This is a genomic window from Erwinia sp. V90_4 (assembly GCF_029967685.1).
Classification (GTDB): domain Bacteria; phylum Pseudomonadota; class Gammaproteobacteria; order Enterobacterales; family Enterobacteriaceae; genus Erwinia; species Erwinia aphidicola.
Genome location: NZ_JASCAQ010000042.1, coordinates 1 through 18,082 on the forward strand (window position 1 = coordinate 1; position 18,082 = coordinate 18,082).

The 18,082-nt window shown below is 56.7% G+C and carries 14 protein-coding genes and 1 rRNA gene; 3 read left to right on the top strand and 12 right to left on the bottom strand.

Features of this window, described 5'->3' with window-relative positions:
- The first annotated feature begins 148 nt into the window (after positions 1 to 148).
- Both rrf and QLG07_RS08635 read left to right on the top strand, forming a co-directional pair.
- Positions 149 to 264 (top strand): 5S ribosomal RNA (rrf, locus tag QLG07_RS08630).
- Positions 265 to 508: 244 nt separating this feature from the next.
- The gene (locus QLG07_RS08635) at positions 509 to 1,810 is read left to right on the top strand and encodes an MFS transporter (RefSeq protein WP_062818112.1); all 1,302 of its coding nucleotides are present in this window, start codon (positions 509 to 511) and stop codon (positions 1,808 to 1,810) included.
- On the opposite strand, the gene QLG07_RS08640 is transcribed toward QLG07_RS08635, so the two are convergent.
- The 5 genes from QLG07_RS08640 to trxC all read right to left on the bottom strand — a co-directional run bounded on the left by QLG07_RS08640 (position 1,811) and on the right by trxC (position 7,582).
- Positions 1,811 to 2,131: a YfiM family lipoprotein gene (locus QLG07_RS08640; protein WP_048915025.1), complete on the bottom strand. Its 321-nt coding sequence runs from the start codon at positions 2,129 to 2,131 to the stop codon at positions 1,811 to 1,813.
- Positions 2,132 to 2,190: 59 nt separating this feature from the next.
- Complete coding sequence (gene pssA, locus QLG07_RS08645; protein WP_282469016.1) at positions 2,191 to 3,549, bottom strand: CDP-diacylglycerol--serine O-phosphatidyltransferase; 1,359 nt, start codon at positions 3,547 to 3,549, stop codon at positions 2,191 to 2,193.
- Positions 3,550 to 3,645: 96 nt separating this feature from the next.
- Positions 3,646 to 6,315, bottom strand: a complete 2,670-nt coding sequence (locus QLG07_RS08655; RefSeq protein WP_282469017.1) for a bifunctional acetate--CoA ligase family protein/GNAT family N-acetyltransferase — start codon at positions 6,313 to 6,315, stop codon at positions 3,646 to 3,648.
- Positions 6,316 to 6,385: 70 nt separating this feature from the next.
- On the bottom strand, positions 6,386 to 7,099 hold the full coding sequence (locus QLG07_RS08660) for a tRNA-uridine aminocarboxypropyltransferase (protein ID WP_282469018.1): 714 nt from the start codon (positions 7,097 to 7,099) through the stop codon (positions 6,386 to 6,388).
- Between the two features lie 63 nt (positions 7,100 to 7,162).
- Complete coding sequence (gene trxC, locus QLG07_RS08665) at positions 7,163 to 7,582, bottom strand: thioredoxin TrxC (protein ID WP_048915029.1); 420 nt, start codon at positions 7,580 to 7,582, stop codon at positions 7,163 to 7,165.
- 247 nt (positions 7,583 to 7,829) lie between these two features.
- Between trxC and QLG07_RS08670 the strand changes: the two genes are divergently transcribed.
- Positions 7,830 to 8,867 carry a tRNA/rRNA methyltransferase gene (locus QLG07_RS08670; RefSeq protein WP_099753747.1) on the top strand — a complete coding sequence of 346 codons (1,038 nt, stop codon included), beginning with the start codon at positions 7,830 to 7,832 and terminating at the stop codon, positions 8,865 to 8,867.
- Between the two features lie 59 nt (positions 8,868 to 8,926).
- On the opposite strand, the gene emrB is transcribed toward QLG07_RS08670, so the two are convergent.
- From emrB to nrdF, 7 genes are all read right to left on the bottom strand, one after another.
- Positions 8,927 to 10,462 (bottom strand): multidrug efflux MFS transporter permease subunit EmrB, encoded by a 1,536-nt coding sequence (gene emrB, locus QLG07_RS08675; RefSeq protein ID WP_048915031.1) that lies wholly within the window; start codon positions 10,460 to 10,462, stop codon positions 8,927 to 8,929.
- Positions 10,463 to 10,479: 17 nt separating this feature from the next.
- Complete coding sequence (gene emrA / locus QLG07_RS08680) at positions 10,480 to 11,652, bottom strand: multidrug efflux MFS transporter periplasmic adaptor subunit EmrA (RefSeq protein ID WP_048915032.1); 1,173 nt, start codon at positions 11,650 to 11,652, stop codon at positions 10,480 to 10,482.
- 161 nt (positions 11,653 to 11,813) lie between these two features.
- The gene (mprA, locus tag QLG07_RS08685) at positions 11,814 to 12,344 is read right to left on the bottom strand and encodes a transcriptional repressor MprA (RefSeq protein WP_048915033.1); all 531 of its coding nucleotides are present in this window, start codon (positions 12,342 to 12,344) and stop codon (positions 11,814 to 11,816) included.
- 894 nt (positions 12,345 to 13,238) lie between these two features.
- On the bottom strand, positions 13,239 to 14,234 hold the full coding sequence (gene proX, locus QLG07_RS08690; protein ID WP_282469019.1) for a glycine betaine/L-proline ABC transporter substrate-binding protein ProX: 996 nt from the start codon (positions 14,232 to 14,234) through the stop codon (positions 13,239 to 13,241).
- A 68-nt stretch (positions 14,235 to 14,302) separates the two neighbouring features.
- On the bottom strand, positions 14,303 to 15,499 hold the full coding sequence (proW, locus tag QLG07_RS08695) for a glycine betaine/L-proline ABC transporter permease ProW (protein ID WP_282469020.1): 1,197 nt from the start codon (positions 15,497 to 15,499) through the stop codon (positions 14,303 to 14,305).
- Positions 15,496 to 16,692 (bottom strand): glycine betaine/L-proline ABC transporter ATP-binding protein ProV, encoded by a 1,197-nt coding sequence (gene proV, locus QLG07_RS08700; RefSeq protein WP_048915036.1) that lies wholly within the window; start codon positions 16,690 to 16,692, stop codon positions 15,496 to 15,498. Before proV ends, proW begins: the two co-directional genes overlap by 4 nt.
- Before the next feature lie 395 nt (positions 16,693 to 17,087).
- Positions 17,088 to 18,047 carry a class 1b ribonucleoside-diphosphate reductase subunit beta gene (gene nrdF / locus QLG07_RS08705; RefSeq protein WP_048915037.1) on the bottom strand — a complete coding sequence of 320 codons (960 nt, stop codon included), beginning with the start codon at positions 18,045 to 18,047 and terminating at the stop codon, positions 17,088 to 17,090.
- Positions 18,048 to 18,082 lie beyond the last annotated feature (35 nt).

Here is an 18,082-nt window from a genome sequence, read left to right on the forward strand (position 1 = left end):
ACCGGTACTAATGACCCGTGAGGCTTAACCTTACAACGCCAGAAGCGTTCTGGTGCGCGTTATGAGAGACGCAAAAGAGATTTTCAGCCTGTTCGAAACGGATTGGTTTGCATCGCCCGCGAGGGGGGTGTGAATGAAACAGAATTTGCCTGGCGGCTTTAGCGCGGTGGTCCCACCTGACCCCATGCCGAACTCAGAAGTGAAACGCCGTAGCGCCGATGGTAGTGTGGGGCCTCCCCATGCGAGAGTAGGGAACTGCCAGGCATCAAATAAAGCAATAACCCCGACCGAAAGGCCGGGGTTTTTTGCATTTCAGAATCCCCTTACCTTTATCTTCCCTCGGTGTTGTTCGCCATTCTCTGCCACTATGTAATAATCAATGCTGGCTCACATAAAACACAATCAATCCTTATAAAACAAATTCTTAACAAACGCACATTTGAGTTAACTGTTACATTAACAAACTTAGGTGCTATTAAAGCAGGGAAAGAACTTACGAGGTTATTACATGGCAGAGTCCATCACCGAAACACATTCACAGGCGCAAAATCCAATGAGCGCCCGCCAGCGCATCTGGGCAATCGTCGGGGCCTCATCCGGCAATCTCGTTGAGTGGTTCGACTTTTACGTCTACTCATTCTGCTCACTCTATTTCGCTCATATCTTCTTCCCGAGCGGCAATCCGACCACACAGCTGTTACAAACCGCAGGCGTCTTTGCTGCCGGATTCCTGATGCGGCCAATCGGCGGCTGGCTGTTTGGCTACATTGGCGATAAGCATGGGCGTAAAACGTCAATGCTGATCTCCGTGTGCATGATGTGCTTCGGTTCACTGGTTATCGCCTGTTTGCCGGGCTATGAAAGCATTGGCGTCTGGGCGCCGGTGCTGCTGCTGCTGGCGCGCCTGTTCCAGGGGCTATCCGTCGGGGGCGAATACGGCACCAGTGCAACCTACATGAGTGAAGTGGCAATAGAAGGGCGCAAAGGTTTTTACGCATCCTTCCAGTATGTCACTCTGATTGGCGGGCAGCTGCTGGCTTTGCTGACGGTGGTGGTACTGCAGCAGGTGCTGTCGGATGAAGATCTGCGCAGTTGGGGATGGCGCATTCCGTTCGCTATTGGCGCAGCGCTGGCCATAGTGGCGCTCTACCTGCGACGTTCACTGAATGAAACTTCAGATGATAAAACCCGCGGGCATAAAGATGCCGGATCGCTGAAGGGGCTGTGGAAGCACCGCCGCGCCTTTATCATGGTGTTGGGCTTTACGGCCGGGGGGTCACTCAGCTTCTACACGTTTACCACTTATATGCAGAAATACCTGGTGAATACGTCGGGAATGGACCATAAGACCGCCAGCGGGCTGATGACGATAGCCCTGTTTGTCTTTATGCTGCTGCAGCCGTTAATTGGCGCACTGTCGGATAAGATCGGGCGCCGCAACTCGATGCTGATCTTCGGGGGCTTTGCTGCGGTATGTACCGTGCCGATCCTTAGCGTGCTGCAAACCGTCAGCAGCCCGGTTCTGGCCTTCGCATTAGTCATGCTGGCCCTGCTGATCACCAGCTTCTACACCTCAATCAGCGGGATCCTCAAGGCGGAAATGTTCCCGCCCGAGGTGCGCGCCCTGGGGGTTGGCCTGTCTTATGCCGTGGCGAATGCGCTATTTGGTGGCTCGGCGGAGTACGTGGCGCTGTCGCTGAAAGCGGCAGGCAGCGAAACCAGCTTCTTCTGGTATGTTTCCGCCATGGGTGCCGTTGCCTTCCTTGTTTCGCTCATGCTGCACCGCAGAGGCAAAGGGCTGAAACTGTAGTTACTGGCCGAGATTCCATAATGCATAGCCGGTGGCAGCACCGGCTATATCCCAGCTAAAATCCTTCCAGCTCCAGCCGCTCCCGCCTTCCCGGCTGTCATAAAACTCTTTTGCCGCCCCCAGACTGACGGAAAACAGCACGCCGAAGCTGCCGCTGTGGCCCGGACTCCAGTTTTGACGTTCGCCGTAAGCACTCCCCGCGGCGGAAAGAAAGGCCGATGAGAAAAAGTGCTGCGCTTTATCGCGCCCGGTCCACCGATCCTGGGCCATATGAGTACAGCCGCTGCACATTAACAGTAGCGCCAGCAGGAAAAAACGCATCGTCAACTCCCATAAAAAAGCCCTGTAAAAACAGGGCTGGATTTGAGCATTATAGTCGCTTACAGGATGCGGCTAATTAACCGGTCGATACGAATACGGCGCAGGCGACGGATGAGCTTGCGAACTTTAACCGGATAATCGGCGATGCTCTCCAGATCGTGGAAATGCTGCACGATCGTGGTGTGCTCGCGGATCAGGCTCAGCTCGCGGTCGCGCTGTTCAGTCAGCTGCTGGAGCGGATCGTGGATCAGCACTGCATTTTCGAGATCGAGGCGCCAGGCGCGCGGATTGAGGTTATTACCGGTCACCATCATCCACTCGTCATCTACCCACAGCCCCTTCAGGTGATAGCTGTTTTCACCATCTTTCCACAGGCGCACCGTCAGCTGCCCGCTGTTGATGTAATACTGCAAACGGCTGAGGAAGCGTCGCAGATTAATCTCGTACAGATAAGGCAGCGCACCGATAATTTTGAACGGCTGATCTTGCGGAATATAGAAGTCGTTGGCGGTCTTATCACCAACAATAATCTCCACCTCTCTGCCCCGGCGCAGCAGCCAGATAATATTGCGCACCAGAATAGCCGGCAGATTGAAGTACGGCGTACAGATAGTCAGCTTCTGTTCGGCGCAGGGCATCAAATGGAAAATGGTTTTGTTCAACAGGCTGCGCTTACCCAACCCGACCAGCGGGGTGACCGCCAGCTCTTCGTTGTTCGCATCGCCGTTAAACTGATAATCAAAACCGCGCAGATCCTGACGGAACTGGCGCGTTTCATTCTTAATCTCCGGGCTTTTTGGGCGTTCAACCTGGTCGAGGCGATGCACGGCTTCGGCCTGAATCAGGTTGGTATCGATCCAGTTAAACATGGTATCGGCCAGCACGCGGTTGCCGATCAGCTGATAGCGATCGTAACGGTATTTATCTTTCTGATGCAGGTAGACGTCGTTAAAGCTGGCGCCGGTGTAAAACAGCGTATCATCGATAATTGACCCTTTGAGATGCAGCACCCCAAGGGCTTCACGGGTATTGACAGGGATGCCATAAACCGGAATGGCAAAGCCGGGATTTTCCGCGGCCATCTCACAGTACCAGTCAGCGTTAGTGGCGCAGGCGGCTGCACCGATGCGGCCGCGCTGGGCGCGATGCCAGTCAACCAGTATGCGGATGTCCAGCTCCGGGCGCTGTTTTTTCGCCGCATACAGTGCAGAAAGGATGGCGCGGCCACCCTCATCATTTTCCAGATAGAGAGCCACGATGCAGATGCGCCGGGACGCAGACGCAATTTTTTCCAGCAGCGTCTCGCGAAATTCCGCCGGGGAGTACAGCGTGGTGAAATCAGCAACTGACTGAGAAATTTTTGGCAGTTGCGCAAGGTGCTGTTGGTGTTTGTTTCGGTTGAATTTAGACAACATCACAGTGCGTTTCTTCTCTGTTCATGGAATGGCCTTTTGCCATAAAATCATCACTCTAACCGCGAATAATACCATTAGTTGGTGCGGATAGGGTGAGATTTACTTTTCAAGAAATATCTCTGCGGATTGCAGCGGTAGCGAAAGCCCGACGATACCCTCCTCCAGCTGCACTTCGACCGCAAATCCCAGCTTGCGCGCTAACGTCACCATGCCTTTGTTGCCCGGCATAGTAATTCCGTTGAGCTGCTGTAACCCATGCTGGCGCGTATAGATAATCATCTTCTCCAGCAATCTTCGGCCCAGCCCTAATCCCTTCAGGTCAGAGCGCACCAGCACGGAAAACTCGGCATCAATATTATCGGCATCCGAAATCGCGCGGGTCACACCAATAATCTCATCGCTGCCGTTATGCTGGCGAACCGCGACGATCGCCATTTCCCGATCGTAGTCGATCTGAGTCATATTCGCCAAGTCGTCATGGGTGAACTCATTGATCTCACTGAAGTAACGATAGTAGAGGTCCTCTTTTGTCACCCGGGCGATAAACTGCTGTAGCAGCGGCTCATCCTCAGGGAGGATCGGCCGGAACAGGCAATGCTGACCATTCTTCAGCTCGACCGCCTCCTCCAGCGAGTGTGGATAGGGGCGGATCGCCAGCCGGGCTTCGGCATCGCCGTGAAATTCCGCCAGCTGGAGCGTCACGTCCAGCAGGGTAAACTCACTGCCGCTCGCCAGCAGCGGATGAATATCCAGCCGCACAATCTCCGGACAGTCGACAATCAGGTTTGATACCTGCACCAGCACCTGGCTCAGTCCCGCGACATCCAGCGGATGCAGAGCGCTACGGCCGCGAATCTTCCCACTCTTAATTGCCTGAATGACCAGATAACGCGCCAGCGTCATGTTGAGCGGCGGCAGGGCCACCACCGCCTGACGGTCGGCCTGCCAGCTTACGCCGCCTTCACCCAGCATAATCACCGGCCCGAACAGCGGATCCTGCTCCACCACAATGCGCAGCTCCTGTGCCCCGGCACGGTTCGCCATACTCTGCACTAGCAGGCCATGCACCCGCGCCTGTGGCCAGGTCAGCTGCACGCGATCAACAATCGCATTCGCCGCCTGTTCCACCTCTTCCGGGCTACGCAGATAGAGCATCACCCCCTGAACTTCCGACTTGTGCGGAATATCCGGCGAGCGCAGCTTCAGCGCCACCGGGTAACCAATCTGTCCGGCGATACGCACCGCTTCAGCGCTGTCGCCCGCAATCCAGGTTGGCAGCGTTGTCAGCCCGTAAGCCTGCAATATCGGCTGCACTTCATGGGTATCCAGCGTGCTGGCGCTTTCACTCAGCGCTTGCTGGATCAGACGGTGCGCATCGGCGGTATTGGCGGTGAGGTTAGCGGGTAGCGCCGGCGTTTCACGCAGCTGTTTCTGGTTACGGCGATACTCCACCATATGCATAAACGCGGTGACGGTGCCTTCCGGGGTGCGGTAAGTGGGAATGCCGCCGTCACTAAACAGGCGGCGTGCCTCCAGGGACGAGAACTCGCCGCACCAGTTGGTCAGCAGGGTAAGCTGCTTGCCGCGTGGATGCTGCTTCACCAGCTCAATCACTTTTTGCGCGGTCAGCGTGGGGGGGGCTACCGCGCTGGGCGCATGGATAATCAGCAGGGCGTCGAGGTCATGGCTGTCGAGCAGCAGAGAGAGCGCCTGCAGATAGCGTTCCGGAGTTGCATCATCTTTCAGATCGAGCGGGTTACCGGGCGTGATACCTTCCGGTAGCTGCGCGCTCAGCTGGGTAAGTAAAGGCTCACTTAGCGTGGCGAGCTTGCCGTTGCGCGCATCCAGCGCATCCAGCGCCAGCGCCGCCGGTGCCGCGCCGTTGCTGATAATCATCAGGCGTTCGCCGCGCAGCGGGCGCATATGGCTGAGCGTCTCCACTGCCGAAAACAGTTCGTGAGTGTCCTGCACGCGCAGTAATCCGGCGCGCTGAATGGCGGCATCCCATGCGGCATCCATTCCGCCGTGCGTGCGCAGCAGCTGCTGAGCCCGTGGGCTGCGGCCACTTTTGATCACCAAAATCGGTTTATTGCGGGCGGCGCTGCGGGCGGCGGAGACAAAGCGGCGCGCGTCGCTGAGATGTTCGAGATAAAGCAGGATCGCGCTGGTTTTGCCGTCGCGTGCCAGGAAGTCCAGCAGGTCATCGGCATCAATATCCAGGCTGTCGCCAAGCGCGATAAACCACGAGAAGCCCAGCTGGCGCTGCTGTGCCCAGTCGAGAATGGTGTTGGAGACCGCCGCCGACTGCGAAATAAACGCCAGCTTGCCCGGCGTAATCGGCACCGGCGAGAAGCTGGCATTCAGCCCCTGCCAGGGCGCCAGCAGGCCGAGGCTGTTCGGACCAAGCAGGCGGATCTGCCAGCGGCTGGCGCAGGCTTTCAGCTCGGCCAGCTGCTCTTCCGGGGCGGAGAGAATAATGCAGGCTTTACAGCCGCGTTCACCCAGCGCGCTAAGCAGCTCAAGATTGCGTTTTGCATGGGTGCAGATAATGGCGAGATCGGGCGACAGCGGCAGGCTGGCAATATCGGGCCAGGCCAGCACGCCGCATACGGCCTGGTATTTTGGCGTCACCGGCAGCACCGGGCCGCTAAAGCCGCCGGCCAGCAGATTACGCATCATCAGATAACCGGCGCGTTCTGGCCGGGTCGAGGCACCGATCACCGCAATGGATTTCGGTCGTAACAGGGCTTCAAGTCCGCGCTGGCTCATCTTCGTTCCCTCTGACAACGATGGGTTAATTCTACCTGTTGCCGGGCGAAGTTGTTGCCTGGCGTGTCAGTTAATTGATCGCTGCCGGTATTTCGTCATCATTTTCAGCCGCCTGCTGTGGATGATGCGGCTTGCCCGCCAGATAGCGCTGACGGAACAGGTCGAAATGCTGAAACAGCGCTTCGCCAGCGGAGGTATCACCGGCCTGTAGCAGCAGCTCGGCCGCCACTTCAGCGGTACAGTGCTGGCCAGCCGCATGCGCCACGCGCAGCTGATAGTTGGACGGGCGCGTCAGGTTAAGCGACATCACCGGCAGCGCATCCAGCCACGAACTTTTACGGAACATTTTCCGCGCCTCGGTCCAGGTGCCGTCGAGCACAATAAATAGCGGAGGCTTACCGCTCAGCGGCGGGCTGTTCAGCACCGTGCGGCCCTCATCAGCGTAGGAGGCGGGAAACACCACCATCGGCTGATACTGCGGATCGCGCACTGCGGCAAGCAGTGCCGGGTCCGGCTCGGTGCGCGACCAGCCAAACGCCAGCGTGTCCGGCAGGATATCGGCAATCAGGCGACCGGTATTGCTGGGTTTCATCGGCTCGCTGTCAAACATCACCAGGCAGAACCGGCTGCGCGCCTGCTGTGGGCTGAGCGTCGCGCACAGGCAGTTCTTTTCTGGCAGCAGGCAGCGCTGGCAGCGGCGGGTGCGGTTACCACGAGCAAGGAAAGGGCGGGTGGCACGGGCGAGACGGGCAGCGCGCAGGCGCAGAACAGCGTTATCGGTCATCTTGGATCATCAGCGAAAAACGCTATTCTAACGGATTGTGGCCGGGCATGCCCGGCCAGATGCTTACAGGTTTTCGTTCAACCACTCTTCGAACGGCGCTTTCGGCATTGCCCCGTTCAGCATGTCGGCCATCTGGCCCTGCTTGAACACCATAATGGTGGGGATGCTGCGAATGCGGAAGCGCGCGCTCAGCTCTGGCTCAGCTTCGGTATTCACCTTCAGGAAGCGGATCTGCCCGCTGCGCTCCTGAGCCACGGATTCATACACCGGAGCAAAGTTGACGCACGGCCCGCACCACGGCGCCCAAAAGTCGATAACCACCGGCAGGTCGTCCTGAAGATATTTATCCAGGGTCGCTGCCGTGGCATTCACCACGTGGCCGTCGAATAAGTCATTGCCGCAGCGGCCGCATTTCGCGCCGTCGGACACGCGCTCGACGGGGACGCGATTGGTGGCCTGGCAGGATGCACAAACGGTATTCATTATTCACCTCAGTCTGGTAGTAAGTGATTACTTACTGCATTTTCAGTAAATCAGCCAGCATTATGCTGGCCCCGTTAATGTGGAACAACGCGATTTGTTCAATGGGTATAATAGGTAATGTCTGGCAAACTGGCTGCGCGCCTGAACGGCCCACTCCCGGGTCAGCGGCTTTTGTTGGAAGTTAATAGCTAAGCGCCGCCACATCAGGTAATCTGCGCGCTTCGCGCTCAGCCCAGGTGGAGGAAAAATGAACGACGAATTTAAAGGTAAGAGCGGCAAGGTCAAAGTGATGTATGTCCGCGGCGATGATGAGAAGAGCACTAAGGGCGGGAACCCCCGTACCGGTAAAGGCGCTCCTCGTCCACAGCAGGATGGCGCGCGCCGTCCGGCACGAAATGCAGACAGCAAGCCACGTGGCGGGCGCGATCGCGACGAAGGGCACTCTGACTCTCCGTGGCGTACCGTTTCCCGTGCGCCAAATGCAGTAGCAGACGATAAGCCGGATCACGGCGGTATCAGCGGTAAAAGCTATATCGACCCGGAGCAGATCCGTCGTCAGCGTATGGAAGAGACGCGCGTGTATGGCGAAAATGCCTGCCAGGCGCTGTTCCAGAGCCGTCCGGAGTGCATCGTGCGCGCCTGGTTTATCCAGAGCGTAACGCCGCGTTTCCGTGAAGCACTGAAGTATATGGCGGCTAACCGCAAGGCTTACCACACCGTGGATGAAGCCGAACTGCAGAAAGCCTCCGGCACCGAGCACCATGGTGGCGTCTGCTTCCTGATCAAAAAGCGCTCCGGCATGCCGGTCAGCGAATGGCTGTCAACCGCAGGTGAGAAAGACTGCGTGCTGGCGCTGGAAGATATCGGCAACCCGCACAACCTGGGTGGCATCATGCGCAGCTGTGCGCATTTTGGCGTTAAAGGTTTGCTGGTGGATGATGCTTCGATGCTGGAGTCAGGCGCTGCGGTGCGTACCGCAGAAGGTGGCGCAGAGCACGTTCAGGCCATTAGCGGCGAAAGCTTTGCTGCCGGTCTGAGTGCGTTCCGTAAAGCCGGTTATACCATTGTGACCACGTCCAGTCATAAAGGCGTGCCGCTGTCCCGTGCAGAGCTGCCGGCCAAAATGGTGCTGGTGCTGGGTCAGGAGCGCGATGGTCTGTCTGACAGCACGTTCGATCAGGGCGACCTCAGCGTCTCCATCGGCGGTACCGGTAAGGTAGAAAGCCTGAACGTCTCCGTTGCAACCGGCGTCCTGCTGGCTGAATGGTGGCGTCAGAACGCCTGATGCAGTGATAAAAAGGGGGCGGCCATTTACGTGGTCGCCCCCTTTTTTATGCCGGCAATTTAGTGCGCGCCGCCGCCCCCGCCGCCTGCACCGAACGGTGGACGGGCAAACCATATCAGCACCAGCAGCAGGATAAACACCCCGGCAGAAGCCCAGAAAATCTCATTGGCGGAGATAATCAGCCCCTGATTGGTGATCTGCTGCGCGATATACGCAGAAGCCTGGTCGTGGGTCATCCCCAGCTGTTGCAGCTTCGCGTACATCTCCTGGCTGTTAGTACTGTACGGAGTGACCGATTCCGTCAATTGAGCATGGTGCAATGACTCACGATCGCTCCACATGGTGGTGGTGATCGAGGTGCCAATCGAACCTGCCAGCGTACGGGTGAAGTTCGACAGGCTCGATGCCGCTGCCAGCCTCTCCGGCGGTAAGCCTGACAGCGTAATGGTGGTCAATGGCATAAAGAAGCAGGCCACGGCAAAGCCCTGGATAAATTGGGGCCACGCCGATGCGCCAAAGTCCATGCCCGGTTCAAAGGTATACGCACGCCAGTAGAAGCACACTGCATACATAATGAAGCTGAAGGTGACCAGCCGTCGCATATCCAGCTTATGCGCAAAACGGCCGATAATCGGCGACAGGATCACCGGGATAATCCCAACCGGCGCAGATGCCAACCCGGCCCAGGTGGCGGTGTAACCGTACACCTCCTGCAACAGCTGCGGCAGCAGAACAATCGAGCCGAAGTAGAGCATATAGGCGAGACTGATCGACAGACAGCCAATGGTGAAGTTGCGCGACTTAAACAGCGACAAATCCACTATCGGGTGGTCGTCGGTCAACTCCCACACCAGTAGCACCGCCAGGGCTACGACGGCAACGACCGTTAAAATAATGATTTCAGTGGAGCTGAACCAGTCCAGCTCTTTACCGCGGTCCAGCATCACCTGCAGACAGCCGATACCCACCACCAGCAGCACCAGGCCAACGGTATCAATCGGGCGGATGACCGTTTCCGTTTCACGGTTGCGCAGCGTTTGCAGCGCAAGGATCACGACCACCACACCAATCGGCACGTTGATAAAGAAGATCCAGCCCCAGTGGTAGTTATCGCTGATCCAGCCGCCGAGGATCGGGCCGCAGATCGGCGCGACGATCACCGTCATTGCCCACAGTGAAAGCGCCATACTGCGCTTCGCCGGAGGGTAGTTGCTCAGCAGCAGGCTCTGCGACAGCGGGATCAGCGGCCCGGCGACCACCCCCTGAATCACGCGGAAGAAGATCAGCATGGTCAGGCTTTCGGACATGCCGCAGGCCCATGACGCGATGGCAAACGCCACCGTCGACCACAGGAACAGTTTCACCTCACCAAAACGCTTGGCCAGCCAGCCGGTGATCGGGATCGAAATGGCGTTAGCCACGCCAAACGAGGTGATCACCCAGGTTCCCTGAGAGTTCGATGCCCCCAGGTTTCCGGCAATAGTGGGGATCGCCACGTTAGCAATCGTGGAGTCCAGCACCTGCATAAATGTTGCCAGCGACAGCGCAATGGTCATCAGGACCAGCTGCGTGCCTTCAAGCGGTTTACGCGCCATAACAGCCTCCCGCTGGCTTAGCCGGCATTGGCACGGATGATATCAGCGATCAGGGCATTCGCCGGCGCCAGGTCCAGCGCCAGAGCGCTACTTTCATAGGCCGGTTTGCTGCGCACGCTGGTCGCCAGCACCGCGCCTTCAGCGTTAGCCGTATCGATTTTCACCAGCGTTGACAGGCCGATGCGCAGCGGATGCTTCGCGACCTCCGCCGGGTCGAGCTCGATACGCACCGGCAGGCGCTGCACCACTTTGATCCAGTTACCGGTGGCGTTCTGAGCCGGAAGCAGGGAGAACGCGCTGCCGGTACCCATATCCAGGCCAACCACTTTGCCGTGGTAAATCACGTCATCACCGTAAATATCGGCTACCACGGTCGCTGGCTGGCCGATGCGCACGCCTGCCAGCTGGGTCTCTTTAAAGTTAGCGTCCACCCACAGATTATTTGCCGGCACGATCGCCAGCAGCGGGGTGGTGGTGGAGATCTGCGAACCGACCTGAACGCTGCGGCGTGAGACATAGCCGTCAATCGGGCTGACCACGTTCGTGCGCTGCAGAGCCAGCCAGGCATCACGCAGCTCCGCCGCGCTCTGTTTTACCGCCGGCTGATTTTCCAGCGAGGTGTTGAGCACCGCCGCCTGATTGGCATTGTATTGCTGCACTGCCACATCCAGCTGTGCCCTGGCGGTGGCGACGGCATCACGCGCGTGCTGCAGATCTTCTTTACCGATCAGGTTTGCGGCACCCAGCGGTTCACGGCGGCGTAAATCCGCCTGCGCCTGGTCGAGCGCCGTTCTTTGCAAATCGATAGTGGCCTGATACTGCCTGCCGTTGATAATCAGCTGATGCGTCTGGCGCACGCTGGTGGCGAGAGCGGTTTGCGCTTTTTCAAACGCCTGCTCAGCATCCGTGCGGTCAAGCGTCACCAGCACATCGCCTTTTTTGACAAAATCAGTGTCGTCAAACCACACTTTATTGACGCTACCTGAAACCTGCGCCATCACCTGCGCCTGGTTTCCAGCAACATAGGCATCGTCAGTTTCCTGATAGTGCCGCAGCACCAGGAACCAGTAAGTCAGATAAGCCACCCCGATAATGACGAACAGCACAGCCAGGATAATCAGCGCGCGTTTACGCGTCTTCTTTTTATCTTTGGGCTGCTGCGGGTTTTGTTCCACCGCGCTTGCACTCATGGTTTTCTCCAGGTTTTCTTGCCATACGGGCTCGTCTCCATCATCACTGGTGACGAACGCCCAAGTCTAAAATGCCAGCGTGATTAGCGCTGGCATGAGGGGGCTTAAAGTAGCGGTTTCCAGTAAATGGTGTGTCGCACAATATGCTATTACGGGAACTATTAACGAGAGAGTGAGGCGACCACTTCTTCTTCGTCCATCTGATCCAGTCGGTTCAACAGCTTACGAGTAATCGCTTCCAGCTGTGTTTTTTCGGAACCGCTGAGCGATGACCACAGTAACTGCAGGCACTGATGCTGCGGTGGCAGCAGCTGGCGCAGGAACTCGTTTCCTTTAGGCGTCAAATGCAGGTGCAGGCAGCGGCGATCGTTATCGCTTTCACGGCGTTCAATCCAGCCACGTTTTTCCAGTTCATCAGCAATACGGGTGGCGTTGGTGCGGGAAGATCCGAGAGCGGAGCTCAGCTCTGACGGTTGAATGCTGTGGTCTTCCTGTGCATCCAGCGTAATCAATGCCATAAACAGCGTCTCGTTAATCCCCTGAGCTTTGAGCATTTTATTGCGATTTTCCAGCAATTTACTCTGCATATGCATGCAGAGACGCGTCAGCATAATCTCCTGAAGGGGGAAATCTTTCTGACGGTTAGCGCGAAAATTTAGCATCTGTTCAATAGGGGTAAACGAACTTTCCATTCTGAAGGAACCTCACTAGTTGCAACTGGTATAGTAACGATGATGACTAATAAAGTAACGCGACATTTCGCCAGCCTGTGATGGTGTTCACTACGCTGCTGTCATCATCAGTAGTTTCCAGGTCTTTCCATAACCCAGGGCGCTTAGTGCGCGAAAGAGCAATGCTGTGCATACAATCGGGTACACAGCAGGCCAAAAACCGATTGGGCTGGCACAAGTTGGTGATGGAGCAGTATTAAAATAGGACAGTAACCCGGTAACAAAATTGGTGAATTACCCGAGCGCTTTTTACGCAATAACTGAATAATTTCACGTGAAAAAATAACCAGCCTGAATAAATTGCGCATAACCTTACCAGAGTGCGAAATGCGTTAACAGGCCGTGGTGTCTGAAAAAACTTCATTTTTGCCGCAAAAAATCATTGGCCAGTGCCCTGGAAATCAAGCCGTACCACCCGTTAAAAATGTTAAGTAAGGTTAACAAAACACCGATTGTATAAACCTTATACCCGGCTGAACGATCGCACTCAGATGAGTAATGTGCCCGGCCTGCAGCGGCAGGTCGAGTAGCAGAATCCCGATAATTAGGGCCAGCAGTGGATTGGGCATCATGGTGACAGGCGAGGGGCAGAGTGCTAGCGACAGAGATCGGCGCAACCTGGACGAGAGTAAGGCCAGAGCGGGAGGTGTTCATGACAATCGGTGTGGGCTTAAGAAATCACTCATAGGCTAATAGTAACCTAAAAAACTATTTCACTCACAGGATAATTGACAGGACAAACCAGTTCGACGGCAGGACCGTCGAGCCGGCGAAAATCATCCTGGCCACATGGACTCAATGTAGGGGGCGACCGTTTTTCTGGTCGCCCCGCGTTAACCGGTAATCAAGGCTGATTTATTTACCCGCAGCCAGCGCGTCTTTCACCCAGCCATCGAACTGGGCCTGGTGCGCTTTGATCCAGCCGTCAACGTGAGCATTAATATCCGCTTCAGAAGACTGGCCCTGGTGCATACGCGAGTTCTGCGCATTGATATCGGCAATCGGCAGCTTCATCTCGGCAAACAGCTTCGCCGCGGCTGGATTCTTCTCCGTCCAGGCTTTGTTCGCCACGATATGCATGGTGTTCACCGGGAAGCCATAGTTCGCACCGTTTGGCAGCTTCGTATCCACATCTTTCTGCTCGCCCGGCATGGAGGAGAATGGCACCTGCAGCCACACCACATCACGGCCCGGAACCAGTACATCGCTCACCCAGTACGGCGTCCAGGTGTAATACAGCACCGGCTTGCCCTCTTTAAAGCGGGTGATGGTATCGGCAATCATCGCCGAATAGTTTCCCTGGTTGTGCTCCACATTGTTGCTCAGGTCGTAGGCTTTTATCTGGTGATTAATCACCGCTTCACAGCCCCAGCCAGGCGTACAGCCGGTCAGATCGGCTTTGCCGTCTTCGTTGGTATCAAACAGTTTGGCGATTTTCGCATCTTTTAGCTGGTCGATACGCGTAATGTGGTACTTGTCAGCGGTTTTTTTGTCGATCAAATACCCCTGCGCCGCGCCCTGCACATAGGTGCCCTGGCGATAGAATTTGGCATCGCCGCCGGCGGCCTTATACATATCATCATGCAGCGGCTGCCAGTTGGTGGCGATAAACGTCGTATCACCTGCGGCGATCGAGGTGTAAGCCACGTTATAGTCAACTTCACTCGGGTCATCGACGGTGTAGCCGAGCTTCTCCAGCGCGCGGCTCACCAGCAGCGTCTGGAATGTCTCTTCGGTGATGGTGCTCTGAGCCGGCTTAACGGTAATGCCTTTACCCGGTAAATCGGCGGCAGAAACCTGAACGGTAGCCAGAGTGGTGAATGCGGCGGCCAGCAAGGTCATCTTGCGCATAGTTATTCCTTCTTATCATGGGTCTTGCGGAGGAGGCAGGCGGCGCGCAACGGGCGCCGCCGGAAGCGTTATTTGATGAACGGGCGGGTAATCAGCCCCAGAGGACCGCTGGCGTACCAGCGGCGGTTACCGCGGCTGCGGCTGTCACGGCCAAGTGACTGGGTCAGGCGGTCGAGGATAATCGCCAGAATCACGATGCCGACGCCACCGACGGTCGCCAGCCCCATATCGAGGCGGCCAATCCCGCGCAGCACCATCTGGCCGAGGCCGCCCACGGCGATCATCGAGGCGATAACCACCATCGACAGCGCCAGCATCAGGGTCTGGTTAACCCCGGCCATAATGGTCGGCATCGCCAGCGGCAGCTGTACTTTAAACAGCATCTGGCGCGGGCTGGCTCCGAAGGATTCTGCGGCTTCCACCAGATCGGCGGGTACCTGCTTAATCCCCAGAATGGTCAGGCGCACAATCGGCGGCAGGGCGAAGATAATGGTCACCACCACGCCGGGTACGTTACCGATGCCGAACAGCATCACGATAGGCACCAGGTAAACAAACGCCGGAGTGGTCTGCATCGCATCGAGCAGTGGGCGAATAATCTTTGCCGCACGTTGGCTGCGCGCCAGCCAGATGCCAAGCGGCAGCCCGATAATAATGCAGAACAGCAGGGCGGTCAGCACCAGCGCCAGCGTCACCATCGCCTGCGACCAGGCACCAATCGCGCCAATTGCAATCAGCGACACTAGGGTGGCGATGCCCATGCCGAGGCTGGAGAGCTGCCAGGCAATAAGCGAGAAGACCATAATCGCCACCGGGGCCGGCATGCCCAGCAGCATGTGCTGAAAGGCGCTGAGGATATAGTCCACCGGCAGGCGGATCCCCTGAAACAGCGGGCGGAAGTGGGAAACGATCCAGTCAATCGCCGTGGTTACCCAGCCGTCGAGTGGGATCAGCGTGTGATGGAACGGGTCAAGAATATTGAAGTGTTCGGCCTGCGGGGCCGGAGCGCTGTTCAGCCAGTCGCTGCCGCTGGCTGCCGCCTCGTGTCCGCCGCCGGAGGGGGCGCCCCACGCATCGGTGCTGCCGCCTGCTGCCGCATCGGGTGCGGGCTGGCTGGTGGCGGCATCCGAGGGAGAACCCCACGGATCGCTGCTGCTGGTGGCCGTGCTACCGTCAGCAGGTGCGCGGGTGGCCGTGCTACCGTCAGCAGGTGCGCGGGTGGTCTGGGCGCTGGTGTCCCACGGATTACTGGTTTGCTCGCTCATGCCTGACCCCCGTCACGATCTAATGCCTGCAATAACATGCCTTTGGAAATAATGCCGATGTACTGACCCTCGTCGCCGGTAATCGGCACCGCGCAGGGGGCCTGCGCCACGTGGGAGAGTAGATCGCTCAGCGAAGTCTCGGCCGCCATCGGCGTCGGGCTTGCCAGCATAGCCTGATCCAGCCCTTCACCGGCGGCCAGGGCGGCCTTCAGCGAGTCAATCGATACGGTGCCGACAAAGCGCTGTTTTTCCAGCACGTAGCCGTACTCGCGGTCATTATCCTGCAGCAGCTTGATTGCCGAGCGCGGGCCGAAGCCGGGCGCTTTACGGATCAGCGCGGCGGCACTGCGGCGGGCGATATCTTTTGCGCTAAACACCTGGCTGATATCGACGCCGCGGAAGAAGGTGCGCACGTAATCATTAGCCGGATTGTTCAGGATCTCATCCGGGGTGCCGACCTGCACCACTTCGCCGCCCTGCATAATGGCAATGCGGTCGCCAATACGCATCGCTTCGTCAAGATCATGAGAGATAAATACGATAGTGCGCTGATGGCGCGACTGTAATTTCACCAGCTCATCCTGCATTTCGGTACGAATCAGGGGATCGAGCGCGGAGAAAGCCTCATCCATCAATAATATGTCTGGGTTAATTGCCAGCGCACGCGCTAATCCGACGCGCTGACGCATCCCGCCGGAGAGTTCATCGGGCCAGGCATGAGCATAATTATCCAGCCCTACCTGGCGCAGCGCTTCCATGGCTTTATCCTGGCGCTCCTGTAACGGGACACCAGCTAATTCCATGCCGAAAGCGGTATTATTTAACACGTTCATATGTGGCATCAGTGCGAATGACTGAAATACCATGCTGATTTTATTTCTGCGGACTTCGCGTAATGCGCTGTCGGATATTTTGGCAATATCTTCGCCATCAATAATAACCTGGCCGCGGGTGGGTTCTATCAGACGATTGAGAAGGCGAACCATGGTGGATTTCCCTGAGCCGGATAACCCCATTATGACAAAGATCTCGCCTTCTTCAATGGCCAGACTGGCGTCTTTCACGCCAAGAGACAGGCCGGTTTTCTCCAGCAGTGCCTCTTTACTGATTCCTTTTTCAATATGCTTAAATGCGCGCTCGGGATTTTCCCCAAAGACTTTATATAAATTCTTAACTTCTAATTTAATAGCCATGCATTAATTCATTTCCGGTTATTGGTGGGTTTTATTATATTATCTCTTCTGTGTGGTCAAATGTTATCGGCCTATACCGTAGCACACTGAGAATCTGAGACAACCCTAAATGGCCAGATCAAAAATGCATGATGAGATGCCCGTCCAGGCTAATGCCAGAGCGGGTAAGGGATTGCAGCGGATTGAGCGAGGGTGAAAAAAATGAATATTCTGTTGAGAATGGTCCTGGTAGGGCCGTAATTGGTGTGTAATTGGGGAGAGATATGCGGAAATTAATCGTCAGAAAACTGTCATATTTATCTCAACAATCGGCAGGTGAATGGCTGAAATTTAATGACTAATAAAACAGGGGCGCGGCGAAAAATGGCTGCCGTCGGCAGCCACTGCTGAAGAGATTAAAAGTTCCAGTCTTCATCTTCGGTATCGACCGCTTTACCCATCACATAGGAGGAGCCGGAGCCGGAGAAGAAGTCGTGGTTTTCATCGGCGTTTGGCGACAGCGCCGAGAGGATAGCCGGGTTAACATCGGTCATCTCAGAGGGGAACAGCGCCTCGTAGCCAAGGTTCATCAGCGCCTTGTTGGCATTGTAATGCAGGAACTTTTTCACCTCTTCCTGCCAGCCGACGCCTGCGTACAGCGCATCGGTATATTCAATTTCATTTTCATACAGCGCCAGCAGCAGTTCAACGGCGAACTGTTGCAGCTCCTCTTTACGCTGCGGCGTCTCTTTTTCCAGGGCTTTCTGATACTTGTAGCCGATGTAGTAACCGTGAACCGCCTCATCTTTGATAATCAGACGGATCAGATCGGCGGTGTTAGTCAGCTTGCCGCGGCTCGACCAGTACATCGGCAGGTAGAAGCCGGAGTAGAACAGGAACGATTCGAGGAACACGCTGGCGATCTTCTTCTTTAGCGGGTCGTTCTCGTAGTAGTGCTGCAGAATGATCTCGGCCTTGCGCTGCAGCGGGGGATTCTCTTCGCTCCAGGCGTAGGCGGCATCCACATCGCTGGTGTGGCACAGCGTGGAGAAGATCGAGCTGTAAGAGCGGGCATGCACCGCTTCCATAAAGCTGATGTTCGACATCACGGCCTCTTCATGCGGCGTCAGCGCATCGGCCATCAGCGCCGGAGCGCCGAGGGTGTTCTGGATGGTATCGAGCAGCGTCAGGCCGGTGAACACGCGGATGGTCAGCTGTTGCTCATCGGCATTCAGGGAGTTCCACGCCGGAATATCGTTAGACAGCGGTACCTTTTCCGGCAGCCAGAAGTTGCTGGTCAGGCGGTTCCACACTTCCAGATCTTTCTCGTCTTCGATGTTGTTCCAGTTGATGGCGTGAACTTTTTTTAATTTCATGGTGTTGTTCCTGGGCGGATCCTGGTGGGGCAGGC